The organism is Microbacterium sp. cf332, assembly GCF_900102175.1.
Taxonomy (GTDB): domain Bacteria; phylum Actinomycetota; class Actinomycetes; order Actinomycetales; family Microbacteriaceae; genus Microbacterium.
Genome location: NZ_FNKN01000003.1, coordinates 332,568 through 348,452, shown reverse-complemented (window position 1 = coordinate 348,452; position 15,885 = coordinate 332,568). Strand labels below are relative to the sequence as shown.

Below are 15,885 nucleotides of genomic sequence, written 5' to 3'. Positions count from 1 at the left end.
ATCCTGGTGCCGGGCGAAGCCTGCACCGCCGATCTGAGCGATCCCCGTCACGACCGTCTCGCCGCACGACGGTCCGGGCACATCGCGAGTGTGCACTCCTGGGAGCTCGTCACTTCCGTGGACGGCCCCGGCACCAGGATGACCCTCTTCCTCGCGGGATGCCCGCTGCGGTGCCAGTACTGCCACAACCCCGACACCTGGCGTCAGCGCGACGGCGAGCTCACTGCCCTCGACGACGTCGTCGCCCGGCTGCGCCGGTACCTGCCGGTATTCCGCGCGACGGGCGGCGGGCTGACGATCTCCGGCGGCGAGCCGTTGCAGCAGTCGGCCTTCGTCACGCGCCTGGCCCGGGCTGCGGCCGACCTCGGCGTCCACGTCGCCCTCGACACGTCGGGAAACCTCGGCCGCGCGGCATCCGCTGCCCTCCTCGACGACGTCTCGCTCGTGCTCCTCGACGTGAAGTCGGGCCTGCCCGGCACCTATCGCGAGGTCACCGGACGCGAGCTGCAGCCGACGATCGAGTTCGGCGACCGCCTCGCGGCTCGGGGCACCCCGGTGTGGATCAGGTTCGTGCTCGTGCCCGGACTCACGGATGCCGTCGAGAACGTCGAGGCGGTCGCCGACACCGTCGCGCGGTGGGAGAACGTGCAGCGGGTCGAGGTGCTGCCCTTCCACCAGATGGGCACGTCGAAGTGGGAGCGCCTGAGCATCGCCTACCCCCTCGCCGGACGGCCGACGCCGGATGCGGAGCTGCTCGCCCGGGTGCGCGGTCAGTTCGCCACGCGCGGTCTCACCGTCTACTGACGGGACGGTCACCCGGCCGCGGAGATCGCACGATCCGCGGCGCTTCGGGCCCACGTCTCCGCCGCCGCGAGAGAGGCGCGCGTGAGCTCGCCCGGCGGGACATGCGCCTCCACGACGCGCTCGATCGTCTCCACGATCCCGAGGAAGCTCAGCGCCCCCGCGTGAAACGCCTCGACGGCCTGCTCGTTCGCCGCGTTGAACACCGCCGGATAGGTCCCGCCCTCCCGCCCCACGCGCTTGGCCAGGGCGACCGCCGGGAACGCGGCATCGTCGAGCGGCTCGAAGGTCCATTCGCTCGAACGGGTCCAGTCGAGCGGGGCCCCGACGCCCTCGACACGGCGGGGCCAGTCGAGGCCGAGCGAGATCGGCAGACGCATGTCGGGCGGTGACGCCTGCGCGATGGTCGAGCCGTCGATGAACTCGACCATCGAGTGGACGATCGACTGGGGGTGCACGACGACGTCGATGCTGTCGTAGTCCACGCCGAACAGCAGGTGCGCCTCGATCACCTCGAGCCCCTTGTTCACCAGGGTCGCCGAGTTGGTGGTCACGACGCGTCCCATGTCCCAGGTCGGGTGCGCGAGCGCTTCGGCGGGGGTGACGGCGGCGAGCTCGTCGCGGCGACGGCCGCGGAACGGCCCACCGGATGCCGTCAGCACGAGCCGGCGCACCTCGTCGGGCCCGCCCGAGCGCAGCGCCTGGGCGATGGCCGAGTGCTCCGAATCCACCGGGACGATCTGCCCCGGTGCCGCGAGCGACGTGACGAGGTCGCCGCCGACGATGAGGGACTCCTTGTTGGCGAGCGCGAGGGTGCGCCCGGTCTCCAGCGCGGCGAGGGTCGGGCCGAGGCCCACCGATCCGGTGATCCCGTTGAGGACGACATCCGCGTCGACGTCGCGCACGAGGCGCTCCGCGTCGTCGGCACCGAGAGCGGTGTGGCGGACGTCGAAGCGCGTCGCCTGCTCTGCCATCAGCTCCCGGTTCGACCCGGCGGCAAGACCGACGACCTCGAAGCGGTCGCGTCGCGAGGCGATGACGTCGAGCGCCTGCGTCCCGATCGATCCGGTGGAGCCGAGGATGAGGACGCGACGCATGCCGTCAGCCTAGGCCGTGGGGTCCCGCCCGGATGGTCAGCCGGCGGCGGGCGCCGGAGTGCGCTGGACGCCGAGGATGTCGACGACGAACACGAGGGTCTCGTTCTGGAGCTCGCTGCCCTCCTGTGCGCCGTAACCGGCGGCGGGCGGGATGACGACGAGGACCTGCGAACCGACCTGCTGCCCCTCGAGCGCCTGCTGGAAGCCCGTGACGACGCCGTTCGTGGGGAACGCCGCCGGCTGACCCCGGTCCCAGCTCGAGTCGAACACCGAGCCGTCCGACCACTTGACACCGGTGTACTGGACGAAAGCGGTGTCGCCCGGCTGCACGGTGGCACCGTCACCGGTCTTAAGGTTCGCCAGCTCCACCTCGGTGGGAGCGTCGGTACCCGGAAGCGTGACGGTGGGCGCGCCGTCGTCGGCGAGCTCGACCGTCGGCATCCCGTCGACCGGGGCCACATCGGTGCCGGTCGCCCGGGTCGACAGCTTCTCGACACCCTCGGCCACGACGACCACGGGGGTTCCGCTCTCTCCGAAAGCGGAACCGGGGATCGCGAGCGCGGCGGTCGAGCCGAGCGGCGCGCATTCGAGAGCGGCGACGAAGACCGAGTACTGCTGCGCGTCGAGGAGCACCGGCACGAGGCCGGTGTCGTCGGGCGAGGTGTCGCGCGACTGCTCGAGGAGATCGCCGGTGACACCGTCGTAGATCGCGTACGAGCCCGACACCAGGTCGCCCGAGTAGAGGTCTTCACCGTCGCCCTCGGTCGTGATGGTGCGCTCGATCTCGGCCGGCTCGAGCCCCGCGGCCACCGTCGCGGTGAGGTCAGGGGCGGAGCCGGAGACCTCGATGCTGTCGGACGACTCACCGGGCTGCGCGTCGACCAGGCACTGCGAAGCCGCGCCCGATGCGTCCGGGGTGGGCGACTCGGTGGGCGCATCCCCGCTGGCACAGCCCGCGAGGGCGAGCGCCGAGACGGCGACGACGGACAGAGCGGCGAACGGGCGCAGACGCACGAGTGACCTCTTCGATCGGGGATGGAGGAGACCCATCCTCTCGCACCCGCATCAGCGTGCGCTGGGAACGGCCGACACGCGAGCCGACGGGGATGGCGGTCTTCCCGATGCTGAGACGACTGTTCGCGTCGGGTCGGCGTCCGTCGGAGCTGACGGCGCGGCGCATCGGCGCTGCACATGTCCGCGGGGTTATGCGATCCGCAGTAGCCTCGTCTGGTGAACGCTGACGCAACCGAGCCGCAGTCAGGCGAGCCCGGCGAGCACGAAGCCGCACCCGACGCGGTCGAGGCCGTGCCCGGTATCGGCCTGACCTACGTGATCGGACGCTGGGTTCTCGCGCCGCTCGCGCGCATGCTCTACCGCCCCCGCATCGAGGGACGCGAGCACTTCCCGCGCAAGGGCGCTGTCATCCTCGCCAGCAACCACCTCTCGTTCATCGATTCGTTCATCATCCCGATGGCATCGCCGCGACCGGTGAGGTTCCTGGCGAAGTCGAGCTATTTCGACGGCACCGGGTTCCGCGGCTGGCTGTCGCGCGAGTTCTTCTTCGCCGCCGGCGCGTTCCCGGTGCGCCGGGGAGCGGGGCAGGCGGCTCTCGACGCGCTCGACCAGCAGAAGAAGATGCTCGATGCGGGATGGTCCACGGCCCTCTATCCCGAAGGCACGCGCTCCCTCGACGGTCGCCTCTACAAGGGCCGGACCGGCGTCGCGTTCCTCGCGCTCCAGACGGGCGCGCCCGTCATCCCCGTCGGACTCATCGGGACGAGCGACATCATGCCGGTCGGGGCGAAGTTCCCCCGCCTCCGGCCGCGCGTGACCGTGCGCTTCGGCGAGCCTCTCGACCTGAGCCACCACGGTCCCGCCGACTCCGGACGCGCGCGCCGTAACGCCACGGACGAGATCATGGCGGCCATCCACGCCCTGTCCGGACAGGAGCTCGCGGGCGCCTACAACGAGGCACCGCCGCAGAACACCGTCGAGCGCATCAAGCAGGCCCTGCCGCACGAGCGCCGCTGACCCGCCCCCGGTCCCGTCGCGCGGACGGTCAGTCCGAGGCGGCGACCACGATCGTCGGTTCGTGACGCACCGGGAAGTTGACCGAGTTCGCGATGAAGCACCAGGCGTTCGCCTGCGCGTGCGCGGCGAGCGCAGGCTCGCGCATCTCCTCCTGCGCCACCACGACCCGGGGCCGCAGCACGACCTCGGTGAACGCTCCCCCGCCGCGACCGTCCTCGCGCATCGTCCCGATCGCGTCGTCCCGGTAGTCGACGACGACCACACCTGCTGTGACGCAGGCGTGGAGGTAGGACAGCAGGTGACACTCGGCAAGCGCCGAGAGCAGCAGGTCCTCGGGATTCCACCGCGACGGGTCGCCACGGAACGGCTTGTCGCTCGAGGCCGCGATCTCGGGCTTGCCGTCGACGCGCAGCGATACGGAGCGGTCGTAATCGCGGTATCCGCTCGTCCCGGTGCCGCGATTCCCGGTCCATTCGGCGCGGACGGAGTAGTGGTGCTCACCCAACATGCGGTCAGTCTGACACGCCGCGCAGCGCGTGCCACGACGGTAGGCTGTCGGGGTGCCGCAGACCTTCGCCGTCCCCGCCGCCGTCGAGCTCGCGGTCGTCGAGCGCAGCGGCTTCGTCGAATCTCGACACGCCGGGGCCGCGGTCGTTCTCGGAGCCGACGGCGCCCCCATCCGGACGCTCGGCGACGTCGACGCGCTGATCCTGCCGCGCTCGACGCTGAAGCCTCTTCAGGCCCTTGCGAGCCTCACCGCGGGCGCCCCGCTCGAGGGCGAACGTCTCGGCCTCGCGACGGCCAGCCACTCCGGTACCGACCGGCACGTGTCCGTCGTTCGCGACATCCTCAACGACGCCGGCCTCGGCGAAGACGACCTGGGCTGCCCGGCGGCGTGGCCCGGCGACACGGCGACGCGTGACGAGATGGTCCGCGAGCTCGGCTCCCCCAGCCGCATCCGCATGAACTGCTCGGGGAAGCATGCCGCGATGCTGTCGGCCTGCGTCGCCAGCGGCTGGGACACGGCGACGTATCTCGATCCCGAGCACCCCCTTCAGGTCCACACCCGCGAGGTCATCGAGCGCCTCACCGGCAGCAAGGCCGCCGCGACGGCGATCGACGGGTGCGGCGCCCCCGTATACGCGATGAGCCTCATCGCTCTCGGGCGCGCCATCCAGCGCATCGGAACCGCGAGCGAGCGATCGCCTTTCGCGCTGCACCGAATGGCGGGCTCGCTCGTCCGCGCCGTCCGCGAGAATCCCTGGACGATCGACGGCCCGGGGCGCCCCGACACGGTCGCGATCGAGCGGCTCGGCGTCTTCGCGAAGACGGGCGCCGAGGGTGTGCTCGTGATGGTCGCTCCCGACGGCACCACGGCGGCCCTCAAGGTTCTCGACGGCAACGGCCGGGCGGCGACGGCGATCGCGCTGACACTGCTCGTCCGGGCCGGCGCGCTCGAGGCGGCGCCGGTCGCCCGGGTGATCTCCCATCTTCCGCTCGCCGTCCTCGGCGGCGGACAGAACGTCGGCATCATCCGGCCGACGGTGTAGCGGCTCCTCACGAGGGAGCGTGGAAAGGACTGCCATGCGCATCAGCGTTCCCAGCGAGGTCAAGAACAACGAGTACCGCGTCGCGCTCACCCCTGCGGGTGTGCACGACCTGGTCGCCGCCGGTCATGAGGTCTTCGTCCAGCGCGGCGCCGGCGCGGGCTCGTCTCTGCCCGACGCCGAGTACGACGAGGCCGGTGCGGTGCTCGTCGAGGAGGCGGACGAGGTCTGGGCGCGCGCGGAGCTGCTGCTGAAGGTCAAAGAGCCGATCGCGAGCGAGTACCACCGGTTCCGCGACGACCTCGTGCTGTTCACGTATCTGCACCTCGCCGCGGACCGGCCGCTCACCGACCGGCTCGTCGCGAGCGGCATGACCGCGATCGCATACGAGACCGTGCAACTGCCGGGAGGCGGCCTGCCGCTGCTGGCTCCGATGAGCGAGGTGGCGGGCCGGCTCGCGCCGACCGTCGGCGCTGCGACCCTGTTGCGCTCGGCGGGAGGTCTCGGGCTGCTGATGTCGGGGGTGCCGGGCACGCGCCCCGCGACCGTGACCGTCATCGGCGGCGGCGTCGCCGGGGCCAACGCCGCTTACATCGCCGCGGGCCTGGGCTCGGACGTCACGATCTTCGACACGAACATCCAGCGGCTGCGTTTCCTCGACGACCACTTCCAGGGGCGGGTCAAGACCGCCGCCTCGAACCCGCTCGATCTCGATCGGGCGGTCGTGGCCTCCGACCTCGTGATCGGTTCGGTCCTCATCCCGGGTGCCAAGGCGCCGAAGCTCGTGCGCAATGAGACGGTCGCGCGCATGCGACCGGGATCGGTTCTGGTCGACATCGCGGTCGACCAGGGCGGGTGCTTCGAAGACACGCGCCCCACGACTCACGCCGAACCGACCTTCCGGGTACACGACACGGTCTTCTACTGCGTGGCGAACATGCCCGGCGCGGTGCCGAACACCTCGACCGCCGCGCTGACGAACGCGACGCTCCCCTACGTTCGACAGATCGCGCGCCACGGCTGGCAGCGAGCCCTGCGCTCCGACAGCGCGCTCGCGGCCGGCCTGAACGTCGCCGGCGGCCACGTCGTCAATGAGGGCGTCGCGGCGGCGCACGGCCTGCCCGCGGGCCCGCTCGTCGACGCGCTGGCCTGACGCGCTCCGACCGACGACGGCCCGTCGCGCGGTGCGATTCGGGTCGCGTCGGTCACGGTCAGGCGACCGGCAGCTCCATGATGCCCCAGGGCGAGCCGTGGCCCTCGGGCGACGCGAGGAGGTCGAGGAAGGGCGTGGCGGGAAAGGCCTCGGGGCCCAGCACCCCGACGCCGGTCCACACGCCGGTCGCGAGCAGCTCGAGAGCGATCACCGGCCCGAGCGCGGTCTGCAGGACGACCGCCTGCGAGGCGTACTCCCTCATCGTGTGCTCGTTGTCGGCCACGTGGTAGAGGTAGCTCGACCGCGGACGGCCGTCGCGTCCGGTGCCGGTGACCACCACACCGGCGCAGGTCTTGCCCGTCATCCGATCGCCGAGTGAGGCGGGATCGGGCAGGCACGCCGCCACGACATCGCGCGGCGAGACGGCCGTCCCCTTGACGGTGACGGGGTCGGTGCGGTCGAGCCCGAGCTTGTGCAGCACCTTGAGCACCTCGATGAACTCGTCGCCGAGACCGTATTTGAAGTCGACGCGCTTCGCGGACGTCCACCGCGGCATCAGCAGGACCTCTTCATGCTCGACGTTGACGCACTCCACCGGACCGATGCCCTCGGGGAAATCGAAGACCTCCGGCTCGGAGAAGGGCGGCGTCGTGTACCACCCGCGCCCCTCCTCGTACACGACGGGCGGATTGAGACACTCCTCGATCGTGGTCCAGATCGAGAACGACGGCGCGAAGTCGTAGCCCTCGACGACGAGGTTGGCACCGTCTCGCACCCCGAGGCTCTCGATCTCGTCGAAGAGCTCGTCCTCGGCGTACCGGGCGAACACGTCAGACATCCCGGGCTCGACGCCCATGCCGACGAGTGCCAGCAGCCCGGCATCCTCCCAGTCGGCGGCCGCAGCGAACTGCTCGTCACCGAGCTTGATCCCCGGTTCCTCGTAGGGGCGTTCGGGATGCGGTCGCGACAGGCTCATCGCCATGTCCAGGTAGGTCGCGCGTGCCGCGAAGCAGCCCTCGAAGATGGGCATGACGAAGCGCGGGTCCACGGCGTTCAGGACATGGGTGACGGCGTGCTCGCCGATCAACGTCGCGACGGAGTCGGCCGACGACGCGTCGACCTGCGCCGCGACGAGTCGACTGTCGCCCACCTCGTCGACGAGGCGCTGCGGGCGCGCGGGTTCGTAGTCGGCGATGACGAGAGTGTCGAAGAAGCTGCGACGCACCGCGAGGCGGACCGCCGCAGAACCGACGCCTCCCGCCCCGATGATGAGAATGCGCATGCTCATGTGTCAGCCCCTTCCGCCGTCGACCGAACGCGGGTACTCGATGGGTTCGTCGGGGACGAGCACCTCGGTGTCGCGATTGAGACTCTCTCCGCGGAAGAACGGCTTCGACCGGGGAAAGAGGTACCAGAGCAGCATGAGCACGACGCCGAGGGCGAGCGCGCCGATGCCGAGGACGAAGGTGCCGCCGATGCCGAGCAGCACGGTGTACCCGTAGTCGACGTCCCACATGTCGATCGCCGACTGGACGAAGGCGTACGTGAGCATCAGCGCGCCCACCACCGGGAGCACGCCCTTCACCACGAGGTCGCGCGCAGACCGCCGCAGGTCGTGACGGAAGTACCACGCGCAGGCGTACCCGGTGAGCGCATAGTAGAAGGCGATGGCGAGCCCCAGCGAGAGGATGGAGTCCTGCAGGATGTTGTCGCTGATCAGCGTCATCCCGATGTAGTAGACGATCGCGACCGCGCCGCCGACGATCGTCGAGACCGACGGCGTCCGGTAGACCGGGTGAACCGTGCGGAACGCCTTCGGCAGTGCCCGGTAGGCGGCCATGGCGAGGGTTCCGCGAGCCGTGGGCAGGATGGTCGTCTGCGTCGACGAGATGGCGGAGATCATGACCGCGACGACGAGCGCCCACGAGAACGGGCCGAGCAGGCCGTCCTTGAGGGCGAGGAAGATGTCGTCGGCGATGTCCTCGTTGCCGAGGCCCGTCGCCCCGTCACCCAGCCCCGCGTACATCATGGCCGAGATGGTGACACCCACGTAGGTCACGAGCAGGATGATCGTCGTGAGCACAGCCGCGCGGCCCGGGATGCGCGTCGGGTCCTTCGTCTCCTCGTTCAACGCCAGGCACGTGTCCCACCCCCAGTAGATGAACAGGGCGAGCAGGATGGCCTGCACGAAGCCGCTCGCGTCCGTGAAGGCGAACGGGTTCAGCCAATCCCACGAGAAGGCCGTGGGATCGGGCGCCTCCCCCGAGAAGTAGTGCCAGAGCGCCGAGACGACGAACACCGCCAGCAGCAGGTACTGCACCGCCAGCAGGACGTTCTGCAGCTTCTCGCCGATCTCGACGCCCCGCCAGCTGACGTAGGTCATGAGGGCGATGAAGACGACGCCCGTCGCGGTGACGAGCGGCACGTTCTCGCTGAGGGAGCCGTCGCCGAAGAGAGACCAGAAGTAGATGCCGGCGACCTGCGCGAGGTTGGCGAGCACAACCATGCCCGCGACGGCGACGCCCCAGCCGCCCATCCAGCCGACCCACGGACCGAACGCCTTCGTGCCCCAGGTGAACGTCGTGCCGCAGTCGGGGACGGCGTTGTTGAGCTCGCGGTAGGCGAAAGCGATGAAGAGCATCGGGATGAACGCGATGACGAACGCGATCGGTGCCTGCGCGCCGACAGCGAGGACGACGAAGCCGAGGGTGGCGACGAGCGAGTAGACGGGGGCGGTCGAGGCGAGGCCGATCACCGTCGAGCCCCACAACCCCAGCGTTCCGGCCGCGAGCCCCTTGCCGTCAGCCCGCCGCATGTCGATGGGAGAGGTGGTCACAAGCTGCACGCTAGGGCCGTGCATCGTCGCCGCGCAAGAGTCAGCTCTGCGCGGTGCCCGCCGCGGTCAGGATGACGCGGCGCACGCGGTCGCTTCGGGTGTCCAAGAGCCACGCGCGCCCGCCACCGGGGTGCGCGAAGGGTGGCAGTGCCCGGTTGCCGGTGAGAAGACGCAGCTCGCTCCCGTACCCGGCGTCGACGACCAGCTGACACCGTCCGCCCGTCCCGGCGACGGCCGCGGCTGCTGCACGCCATCGTCCGAGCCACGCCTCGGGTGTGCCCCAGACGACGCGTCCGGGGCGGAGTTCGGTCGTCTCCTCTGTGCTGCGCACCTCGATGCCGGCGTCGCGCCAGCGGTGGAGCGCGATGCGCGTGGCCGCGGTCGGCGGGGCGACGAGAGCGACGGCGTGACTCGGCCGGAAGACCGACGGCGCGCGCGGATCTCCACCGATCGGAGCCGGCGCCGCGGTGTCGGCGAACTGCACGAGCGCGCCGTGCCATCGCCCGCGCCCGGCGGGTGCCGCCGGGTCGTGATGCGCGGGGTCACCGCCGAAAGCGATGTGCTCCGACCGCGATACGGCGGCGAGCACGGCACGGTCCGGCAGCTGGTCGACGATCCTTCCGACCGCGCCCGTGATCCGTTGCGCCGCGCAGACGACGCTGATGCCCCGGGCGCGCGCCTCCCGTGCGCAGCGCTCGATGGATGCCGCGGCGGCAGCGGCGTACTCGTCCGGCATCCGGGTGAGGAGCAGGTCGAGGTCGTCCACCACGACCACCCACCCCCGCGGGACGTCGTCGAGGCCCGCGATGACGTCCCACGCCTGCTCGAGGTCGTCGGGAACCCAGCAGAGCCGGTCCCGAGCGGCCTGTACGGCGATGGTCCGCAGAAGTGTGGTGCGGCCCGAGCCCGCCCGACCGAGGACCGCCGCGCCGGGCGCGCCGGGCTCGAGGCACACCACGCGGCGACGCTGCTCGGCCGGCTCGTCGGCGACCCCGAGCACCACGGTGTCGGGGCGCCGCAGCCCGTCGAGGGCGACGCGCGAGGGAAGCGGCGGCAGCCAGGGTCGGCGGGCGGGCGCACCGCGCGTCGAGGATCGCGCGATCCGCTCGACGGCCGCCGGCGGGCAGAGGCTCACCCGCATCAGCTGCGGCGCGGTGTCGGCGGCGCGCCGCACGAGTGCGGTGCCGCGCTCCGCCACCCCTCCCGGCAGCGCCGCCGCGTCCGAGCAGCCCAGGACGGTCCGCGAGTCGGCGGCATCGGCGACGCGCAGCGCGATCCGCAGCGGTGCGTTGGCCAGCACGGCGTCGCGGAAGCCCTCGGCCCGCTGCGTCGCGAGCACGAGATGCAGACCCAGTGCACGACCCCGGGCGGCGAGATCGGCGAACAGGTCGTGCATCCCCGGATGAGCCCGGGTGAGCGCCGCGTACTCATCGACGACGATGACCAAACGCGGCAGCACGTCGGCGATCTCGCCGATGTCCCGTGCGCCGTGCTCGGCGAGGACGCGCTCCCGGCGGCGTATCTCGGCGGTGAGACTCTCGACGGCGCGCACCGCGTTGCACTCGTCGAGGTCGGTCACGACGCCCACGACGTGGGGCAGCGGCGCGAGCGCGTCGAAGGCGCGGCCGCCCTTGAAGTCCACGAGCAGGAAGTTCACGCGATCGGGCGGCGCGCTGCGCGCCAGAGCCGTCACCCAGGTCACGAGAAGCTCGCTCTTGCCGCTCCCCGTCATCCCCACGACGATCGCGTGGGGCCCGTCGTCGACCAGGTCGACCTCGACCGGACCGGCCGGGCCGGCGCCGATCGCGACCCGCGAGCCCGAATCCGGCCGCTGCGGCAGGTCGTCGAACGCCATCGGGGCGAGCGGACCGGCGCCGACGGCGGCCTCGTGGCCTCGGAGCACGTCGACGAGCGCCGCAGCGCGCTCGGCGCCCCAGGCCGCGGGCCGCACACGCGTCGACGAACCCTCGAAAGTCAGCTCCGCCTCGTCGGTGTCGATCAGACGGAGGATCGCCGAGCACTGCGGCGGAGGCGCAGCCGCGCCGGCGCAGATGATCGTGGCATCGACGTCGGGGGGCAGCGTCGCCCGGCCCCACCACAGTCGCAGTCCGCGCGCGACCTGGGCATGCGGCAACGCGTCGGCCCACTCCTCGTCGACGCCGATCAGCTGGACCGCACCGGGCGGATGGGCGAGGCAGATCTGCGCGACGAGCGCGCGCGCCACCGCGACCGACGCCGCGCGCGGACCGACGACGGCGATGCCCGCCGTGAGCGGCACGTCGATGGGCGCATCAGCGAGCACGGCGGCCTCTCGGCGGAACTCGGCTGCCGCATCCCCGTCGATGCGCGCGCGTGATGGGACCGAACCCGATCCGACCACGACGACCTCCCGGCCCGGGCCGGCTCGCCAGATCCCGTCGGGGCGCTCGACGAGACGATCGGCGTCGGGCGTCGCCCGCCACAGCGCGGCGCGTTCTGCGGCGTGCCGGCGATCGAGTTCGGCACGCGCGAGCCGCAGGTCGTCGGCCTCGCGCCGCTGTGCGCGACGCCGCTCGCGACGCGCCATCCGCCCTGCGTCGAGGATCGATGCGAGGGCGACGAGGGGTCCGAGTGCGGCGAACCACAGCACCGTCGGCGACCCGGTCACCTGCCAGAGGACGACCGCCCCGACGACCGGCACCACGAGGGCCCAGAACGGGAACGACGCGCGGCGGGGTTCCGGGGCCCGAGAGGGCACGCGGATCGGGTCATCGAGGAGAGCCGGGTGCTGCACGTCGCCGAGTCAACCCCGGACGACCGGCCCGCGCGGCCGACACTCGCGCCTCGGTGGAGGTCGGTGCTCAGTCCGAGGCCGGGGAGGAACCGGCGTCGGACGACTGGGGGCCGGGAGCCTCGCCCGTCGCGCCACCCGCATCGCCCTGCAGGTGCGCGTCGAGCACGATGACGGTCACGTTGTCGCGGCCGCCGTTCTCGAGGGCGGCCGTCATCATCGCCGACACGGCGGCGGCGGGATCGGCGTTCTCGAGCAGGAAATGCAGGATGCCGTAATCGGTCAGCTCTTTGGTGAGTCCATCGCTGCAGATCACGAAGCGGTCGCCGTCGACGACGTCGAGCCGGACGTAATCCGGGGTGACCCCGTCGCTGGGTCCGACGGCGCGCGTGATCACGTTGCCGTACGGGTGCTGCTCGGCCTCTTCCGGGCTGAGGCGACCCGCTGCGACGAGCTCCTGCACGACGGAGTGATCGGTCGTCACCTGGGCGATCGCCTGATCGCGCAGGAGGTACACGCGCGAGTCGCCGATGTTCAGGGTCGTCCACTGCGGCTCGCCGTCGACGACGTCGAGGTAGACGCCCGTGACGGTCGTACCCGTGCCGTCGTCGGTCGTCTCGGGATGATCGGCGATGTCTCCGACCGCACGCTCGAGCGCGTCCTCGATGTCCTCCGGGGTGACGACGCCGCGGTCGGCGACTCCCCGCAGGCGGTCGACGGCGCTCGCACTCGCGATCTCGCCGCCGATGTGGCCGCCCATCCCGTCGGCGACGATGAACAGCGGATACTGCGCCAGAAGCGCGTCCTGGTTGCTGTCGCGGCGTCGTCCGGTGTCGGTGGCTGCGGCCCAGCGGAGTTCGATCGCACCGGACGGGACGTCCACGATCCGGGATTGGGTCGTGGGGTCGGGCACTCTGTCACTCTTCCTTCGTGGACGGATGGACGTGTCACACTCTAGTGGACACGCCCGCGGAGCGTGATTCCGCTACCCCGCCGCAGGGTCGGCCGGCAGCGGGAAAAGCGCGTCGATGGTCGCGAGGTCGTCGGCGCTGGGGCGCCATGCCGACGCCGCGGCGGCGTTCGACCGGACCTGATCGGCTGAGGTGGCGCCCGCGATGACGCTGCTGAGCGCGGGCTGCGCGAGCAGCCAGCCGAAGGTCGCCTGCACCATCGTGATGCCGCGCTCGTCGCAGAACGAGCGGTAGGCGTCGAGCGCATCCCAGGGCGCCTTCTCCCAGAGGTGACGTCGCTCGCGTGCGACACGGGAATCGGACGGGATGTGGTCGCGCGTGAACTTGCCGGTCAGCAAGCCGTTGTGCAGGGGGAAGTACGGCAGGAAGCCGCGATCGTACCGACGGACCGCCGGCAGCACCTCGCGCTCGGCGGCGCGGGCGAGAAGGCTGTAGTGGTTCTGCGCGGAGATGAACGGCACGTCACCCCGGGCCCGCGCGACCGCCTCGGCCTCGGCGATCTGCCAACCGGTGAAGTTCGAGTGCCCGACGTAGCGCACCTTGCCCTCGCGCACGAGCTCGGACAGCGCGTCGAGAGTCTCCTCGATCGGCGTCTCCGGATCGGGGGTGTGGAGCTGGTAGAGGTCGATCCAGTCGGTCTGCAGTCTTTCGAGCGACGCCTCCACCGCACGCCGGATGTACGCCCGCGAGCCCTTGGCACCGGGCAGGCCCAGATCGACGGCGCTGTGGCCGAACTTCGTGGCCACGACCACGCCGTCCCGTCGCCCGCGCAACGCCTCCCCCATCAGGGTCTCCGACAGCCCGGGCTCGCCGCCGTAGATGTCGGCCGTGTCGAAGAAGGTTATGCCCGCGTCGAGCGCGGCGTCGAGGACGGCGACCGTGCCCTCCAACGACTGCGTCGGCGTGCCCCGCCGACCGAAGTTGTTGCAGCCCAGTCCCACCGCCGACACGAGGAGTCCGGAGGAGCCGAGTCTGCGGGTCTGCACTGCGTCGTCCATCCCCCCACGCTAGCCCGGAATCGACGAGAGAGCCCCCGTCGCGTGACGGGGGCTCTCTCGGGAGTCACGGGCGCGGAGCGTCCGAGGCCGGGGGTTCGGCGGGCGGCGGCGGGTACGATCCGGCCGGCGGCGGGTACGAGCCCGCCTGCGGCGCCGCGGGCGCGGCCGGCGGGACGTATCCGGCGGACGGGGCGCCGTAGCCGGCGGCGGGAGCGGCTCCGCCGTCCGGCTGCACCGGGATGCCCTGCCAGACGGTCGTGTCGCGCAGGAACGAGGTGCGCCACGGCGCGGGCGTCACATTCGGGTTCCACGGCGAGCTGGAGAACGCGGCGATACCCAGCCAGATCAGCCCACCGATGCCGGGGATGAGGTAGAGGAGGACCAGGGGCCAGTCCTTGCCGAGCTTCAGCCCGACGCGCCAGCTGGCGACGGCGAGGGCGGCGAAGAGGACGTAGCTGAAGATGCCGCCGATGGCGGGGATGTTCGTCAGGACGGCAGCAGCCACCATGGCGCCGAGCATGACCCAGGGCGACAGATCGCCGAGCTTCGCGAAGACCAGCTCGCGGTACACGGGGACCCACGCACGCCATTTGCCCTGCACGCCCGCCTTCTCGAAGATCCTCATGTAGAAGAAGGAGCTGATGACGTATCCCGCGAGGGAGAGGATCAGGATGATGGGCAGCAGGACGAAGATGACGGCCAGGATGGCTCCCACGCCCGCTCCGCTCCCGTCGTAGTAGTCCGGCATGAAACGACCTCCTCAGTCAGGACCCGGAACGGCACGATCGTGTCGCCGGTCGCCGCTCATGCTAGCGAACCGGGCGCGGGCGTGCGGGAATGCCGGCCGTGCCCTGTCGGCCGCGGCCGTCAGACGACGAGCTCGAGCTCTTCGCTCCGGTCGGATGCGCGGACGCTCCACCCGTTGCGGCCCGCCCAGTCGACGAACGCGGCGCGCGAATCGATCGCGGCACCCGTAGCGGCGAGAGCGCGGGTCAGCTCGCCCTTCGCGTGCTTGTTGAAGTGGTTCAGCGCCCGCACGGTGCCGTCGGCACCCGCGGTGACGACCCGGACGAAAGCCGACGGCACGGCGGCGGGCACCGGCGCGAGCGCCACGTAGGCCTCGGACCGCAGGTCGAGGATGAACGACGCCCCCGTCGCGGCCAGCGCCGCGGATGTCGCTTCGGCCCAATGGCGGCGCATCGGGGCGATCCCGGGCAGCGCGGTCCCGGCGGCCAGGCGATAGGCGGGGATGGCGTCGAGCGCGCCGACGGGGCCGAACGGGGCGGATTGGATCAGGACGTGAGCGCCGAGCCACGCCCGGCCCGCAGCGTCGAGGGATGCAGCGTCCAGCGCGTCGAAGAGCACGCCCGTGTACCGGTCGATCGCCGGCATGGTCGGCGCGGTCGCCATCTGGGCGTTGACGTCTATCTCGCCCAACTGCCGGGGGCTCAGCTTGAGCACCCGAGCGGCGATGCCGGCATCCGCCGAGAGCGCGACGAGAGCGTCCACGGCCTCCCGGCGCTGACTCGCGAGCTGCGGCAGAGCCAGCGCGTCGAGGTCGAGAGGAGCCCCCGCCCCTCCCGCGCGCTTGGTCTCCGAGGGCGGCAGCAGCACCAGCATCCGATTGTCCTCCCTCTCAGCACGAGAGACCACACCCCGTAGGGCGTGGTCTCTCGTGTCG

General features: G+C 71.6%; 14 protein-coding genes. 4 read left to right on the top strand and 10 right to left on the bottom strand.

The genetic code is table 11. From position 1 onward, the window contains the following. Positions 1-804: a pyruvate formate-lyase-activating protein gene (gene pflA / locus BLT21_RS13230; protein ID WP_256336101.1), complete on the top strand. Its 804-nt coding sequence runs from the start codon at positions 1-3 to the stop codon at positions 802-804. Positions 805-812: 8 nt separating this feature from the next. Here pflA and BLT21_RS13225 read toward each other — a convergent pair whose 3' ends face one another. Both BLT21_RS13225 and BLT21_RS13220 read right to left on the bottom strand, forming a co-directional pair. Then, positions 813-1,898, bottom strand: a complete 1,086-nt coding sequence (locus tag BLT21_RS13225) for a 1-deoxy-D-xylulose-5-phosphate reductoisomerase (protein ID WP_091502883.1) — start codon at positions 1,896-1,898, stop codon at positions 813-815. Between the two features lie 36 nt (positions 1,899-1,934). After that, complete coding sequence (locus tag BLT21_RS13220; RefSeq protein ID WP_091502882.1) at positions 1,935-2,912, bottom strand: FKBP-type peptidyl-prolyl cis-trans isomerase; 978 nt, start codon at positions 2,910-2,912, stop codon at positions 1,935-1,937. A gap of 213 nt (positions 2,913-3,125) precedes the next feature. Here BLT21_RS13220 and BLT21_RS13215 point away from each other — a divergent pair, with 213 nt between their 5' ends. Next, the gene (locus BLT21_RS13215; RefSeq protein ID WP_371113454.1) at positions 3,126-3,929 is read left to right on the top strand and encodes a lysophospholipid acyltransferase family protein; all 804 of its coding nucleotides are present in this window, start codon (positions 3,126-3,128) and stop codon (positions 3,927-3,929) included. Positions 3,930-3,957: 28 nt separating this feature from the next. On the opposite strand, the gene BLT21_RS13210 is transcribed toward BLT21_RS13215, so the two are convergent. Then, on the bottom strand, positions 3,958-4,437 hold the full coding sequence (locus BLT21_RS13210; RefSeq protein WP_091502880.1) for an OsmC family protein: 480 nt from the start codon (positions 4,435-4,437) through the stop codon (positions 3,958-3,960). Positions 4,438-4,489: 52 nt separating this feature from the next. On the opposite strand from BLT21_RS13210, the gene BLT21_RS13205 reads away from it, so the two are divergent. Together BLT21_RS13205 and ald are read left to right on the top strand one after the other, a co-directional pair. Continuing rightward, the gene (locus BLT21_RS13205; protein WP_091502878.1) at positions 4,490-5,479 is read left to right on the top strand and encodes an asparaginase; all 990 of its coding nucleotides are present in this window, start codon (positions 4,490-4,492) and stop codon (positions 5,477-5,479) included. A 34-nt stretch (positions 5,480-5,513) separates the two neighbouring features. After that, entirely contained in the window at positions 5,514-6,629 is a 1,116-nt protein-coding gene (gene ald, locus BLT21_RS13200; RefSeq protein WP_091502876.1) for an alanine dehydrogenase, read from the top strand. A 58-nt stretch (positions 6,630-6,687) separates the two neighbouring features. Here ald and BLT21_RS13195 read toward each other — a convergent pair whose 3' ends face one another. From BLT21_RS13195 to BLT21_RS13165, 7 genes are all read right to left on the bottom strand, one after another. After that, positions 6,688-7,911, bottom strand: a complete 1,224-nt coding sequence (locus tag BLT21_RS13195; RefSeq protein WP_091503467.1) for a saccharopine dehydrogenase family protein — start codon at positions 7,909-7,911, stop codon at positions 6,688-6,690. A gap of 9 nt (positions 7,912-7,920) precedes the next feature. Continuing rightward, positions 7,921-9,444, bottom strand: a complete 1,524-nt coding sequence (locus BLT21_RS13190; protein ID WP_371113453.1) for an APC family permease — start codon at positions 9,442-9,444, stop codon at positions 7,921-7,923. A 61-nt stretch (positions 9,445-9,505) separates the two neighbouring features. Further along, entirely contained in the window at positions 9,506-12,238 is a 2,733-nt protein-coding gene (locus tag BLT21_RS13185; protein WP_091502872.1) for an FtsK/SpoIIIE domain-containing protein, read from the bottom strand. Between the two features lie 67 nt (positions 12,239-12,305). Then, entirely contained in the window at positions 12,306-13,148 is an 843-nt protein-coding gene (locus BLT21_RS13180) for a PP2C family protein-serine/threonine phosphatase (RefSeq protein WP_091502870.1), read from the bottom strand. A gap of 72 nt (positions 13,149-13,220) precedes the next feature. Next, entirely contained in the window at positions 13,221-14,204 is a 984-nt protein-coding gene (locus BLT21_RS13175) for an aldo/keto reductase (RefSeq protein ID WP_091502868.1), read from the bottom strand. A 64-nt stretch (positions 14,205-14,268) separates the two neighbouring features. Continuing rightward, positions 14,269-14,952: a hypothetical protein gene (locus tag BLT21_RS13170; RefSeq protein WP_091502866.1), complete on the bottom strand. Its 684-nt coding sequence runs from the start codon at positions 14,950-14,952 to the stop codon at positions 14,269-14,271. Positions 14,953-15,071: 119 nt separating this feature from the next. Beyond that, positions 15,072-15,824, bottom strand: coding sequence for a YaaA family protein (locus BLT21_RS13165; RefSeq protein ID WP_091502865.1), 753 nt, complete (start codon positions 15,822-15,824; stop codon positions 15,072-15,074). Positions 15,825-15,885: the final 61 nt, after the last annotated feature.